Source organism: Salinibacter sp. (genome assembly GCF_036626415.1).
Classification (GTDB): domain Bacteria; phylum Bacteroidota; class Rhodothermia; order Rhodothermales; family Salinibacteraceae; genus Salinibacter.
This window is the reverse complement of sequence record NZ_JAZKRW010000226.1, coordinates 1-2,782: the sequence shown is the minus strand read 5'-3', so window position 1 is coordinate 2,782 and position 2,782 is coordinate 1. Positions and strand designations below refer to the sequence as shown.

Below are 2,782 nucleotides of genomic sequence, written 5' to 3'. Positions count from 1 at the left end.
GTTCCGTCATCCGGGATGGGGCACCGGCACGGTGATCGGGCAGATCGTGCTGCTGGGCCTGCTGCTGTTGCTTCTGTTTCCGGTTGGGCTGGGAAGCTACGCGATTGGGACGGGCATCCGCGAGGTGAACCCGGACGCCAACGTGCTCCGGGTCATCAATGGCGGAATGCTGTACCTCGTCCCCGCCCTGACGCTGGCCCGATTTTTCCTGCAGTCGCCGACGTCGGGCCGCCTGGGGCCCTACCTCGCCCTGCCGATTCGGCGACGGGGCGTGCTCCGGGGGCAGGTTCTTCTGGCGCTCCTGTCGGTCCACACCGTGTTTGCGGTCATTGTCGTTGGGCCGGTGTGGGCGGCTGAGGTGTGGCCGACGCTGTCCGGGGGCGAGGCGGCGTCCTGGCTGGCGTCCGCCCTGCTGCTGGCGGGCGTGCTCCCGGCCCTCGGCATGCAGTTGCTGAACGTCCTGCTCGGGCGGGAGCCGGCGTGGTTTCTGGGGGTGCTGCTCGTCGGGGCCGGCCTCGTCGGGCTCGACGCCATTTTGGGGATCTCCCTGCTGTGGAGTGCCTCGCGGGTCATTTTCGGAGCGCCGCTCGTCGGACTGGCTCTCTCGCTCCTCGCGACGGCCGGGACGTACGCCGTCCTGCTCCGCGGCATGGAGGCGCGCGTCGAGGTCGACCGGCGGACGGCACCGCGGTCCTCCCGCTCGTCGACCCGAGAGTGGGGGGCGCGGGTCTACCGCTGGGTCCAAACCACACTGCCGGCCGGTCGGCTCGTGGCGCTGGAACTGCGGCAAATCGTGCGGACACGGCGGCTGCGGGGGCTGGCCCTCATGGGCATTACGATCGCGCTCACGTTCTTCGCACTGTCCGTCGCCGAGGTGTACGTCGGGACGTCAGCCGAGATCGGGGCCAACGCTGTAATGAACGTTGCGTTCTGGGGACTCGGAGGTGCGCTGATCGGGGTGAGCGTGCAGGCGTACGCCGTATCTGCCGGCCATATCGAGGGGACGTTTGCGCGGCCGCATCAGCTCAAGGCCGTCGTGGCGTCGAAGATTGCTCTCTTGTGGACCGGGCTGGTGCCCGGCACCGTTTTCCTCCTCGGACTTCTTCCCTGGCTGTCCCTCCGCGTAGGGACATTTCTGGGGGCCTGTGCCCTCTACTGGTGGGGCGTGATCGTGCCGGTAATGGTGTATCTGGGCACGCAGATGCGGACGCCCGTGGACCTGTCGGCCTCGGCGTTCTCGTTCAACGGAACTGTGGGGAATCTTGCGGGGGTTGCGCTCGCCCCTGTGATCCTCGTCGTCATTGTGGGGAGTTTCGTGGCGGCGCTCGCCGATGCCTGGTGGACGGCCACGGCCGCCCTCGGAGGGGTGGGGCTGCTCGGGCTGGGGGGCCTATCCTGGAGTCTGCACCCGTTCGTGCGTCAACTCGATCGCCACCGGCGCGAGATGGTAGAGGGCTTTCGGGAAAACGAACCCATTTGAGCCGTCCTGCTGAACGCACCCGATTCCCGTCATGACGATGGTCGACGTACTCCGTCATCAGTGGAGGCAGCGGTGGCGCTCGACGACCTGGGGCCGGCACCTCGTGAAGGTGATCCTCCTCGTGATCGCCGCGGCGTACGTCGGGCTTCTGTTCGTCGTGATGCCCACCCAGTTCGCAAACAGCCTGCTGCGGGTCGTTTGGGACTGGAATTTGGCGTTTTCGGGAGTGCCACGGCTCCACCCTGGACTGGGTGGATTGGAGAGGGGCTGCGCCGGCAGCGCCACGCGATGGCGGCGGGCTTCCGGGCGACCGATCCGTGAGCTAGCGTCTACCCCGTCTCCAACCGGCCGTCGGCCGCTTCGTCCACCGCCCCGACCATCGCGAGCACAAACCCGAACACCAGGCTCAGGCCCAGCCACACCGGCCAGCCGTCCAGGAGGGAGCCCGGCTCCCCAATGCTCATAATTCCGAACAGGACGACGAAGAGTCCTGCGATCACCAGCGCCGACAGCGTCACGCGCAGCTGCTCGGGGGCGACTGTCCGGAGGCGCCTCCTGGACAGCGGCGCCGCTCGTCGAAGCCCTCCAACCAAGAGCCCGAGCAGCGCGGCCTGCAGGATCTCCGTCCACGCGAAGGGCTCAAGGGAGAGGGCCCACATCAGGACGTGGAGGCCCGCAAACGCGGCGAAAACCATCGCGGCGGTCCGCAGGGCCTTCCGCCAGTTGGTGGTGGGGCTGAGCCAGCCAGGAACGGTGTCGGTACGCATCGGCGTTCAAGTCGGTGTTCGGACACAGAAGAGACGAGCGTAGAGGGACGTTTCCCGTCCGTCCTCCAGCGAGGCGTGCGGGGTTGGGATTATCCCCCGCGGGCGAACCAGGCCACTGTGAGCCAGGCCAGATTCCAGACCGTGACCAGTCCCCACATCCCGAGGCCCGCCCAGTACCACCGTCGGTCCACTCGCTGCCCGAGGTGGTCGAGAATGGCGTCGTAGGCGACCCCTGCGCCGCCCGCAGCGATCAGGGCCGTGGTCGCGGCGGACCTATACGCTCCGGCCCACAGACTCAGGCCGATGGTCCCGAGCATCAACACCGCCATCGCGTAGAGGCTCGGCCAGTTGATCGGATAGGAACTCCAGAAATCGATCTCGTCTGCGGGGTGATCCTCGCTGGAGACGGAAGGCACCATGGGATCCGGGAGTATGGTTCTACGGTTTGCGTCGGTGCGGCGTCCATGGGGGGGGACGGCCCGGTCGCCAAGAGAAGCGTTGCCTGTCGTCATGGGCCTGTGGGGCGTCGATCGGA

3 protein-coding genes are annotated in these 2,782 nt (G+C 67.6%); 1 reads left to right on the top strand and 2 read right to left on the bottom strand.

Annotation, left to right across the window (positions count from 1 at the left end; all coding sequences use genetic code 11):
- The coding region (locus V5A20_RS13970; RefSeq protein WP_332327637.1) for a DUF5687 family protein at window positions 1–1,480 on the top strand (1,480 nt) is incomplete at its 5' end.
- 329 nt (window positions 1,481–1,809) lie between these two features.
- Here V5A20_RS13970 and V5A20_RS13965 read toward each other — a convergent pair.
- Complete coding sequence (locus V5A20_RS13965; protein ID WP_332327595.1) at window positions 1,810–2,247, bottom strand: hypothetical protein; 438 nt, start codon at window positions 2,245–2,247, stop codon at window positions 1,810–1,812.
- Between the two features lie 89 nt (window positions 2,248–2,336).
- Window positions 2,337–2,666 carry a hypothetical protein gene (locus V5A20_RS13960; RefSeq protein ID WP_332327636.1) on the bottom strand — a complete coding sequence of 110 codons (330 nt, stop codon included), beginning with the start codon at window positions 2,664–2,666 and terminating at the stop codon, window positions 2,337–2,339.
- Window positions 2,667–2,782: the final 116 nt, after the last annotated feature.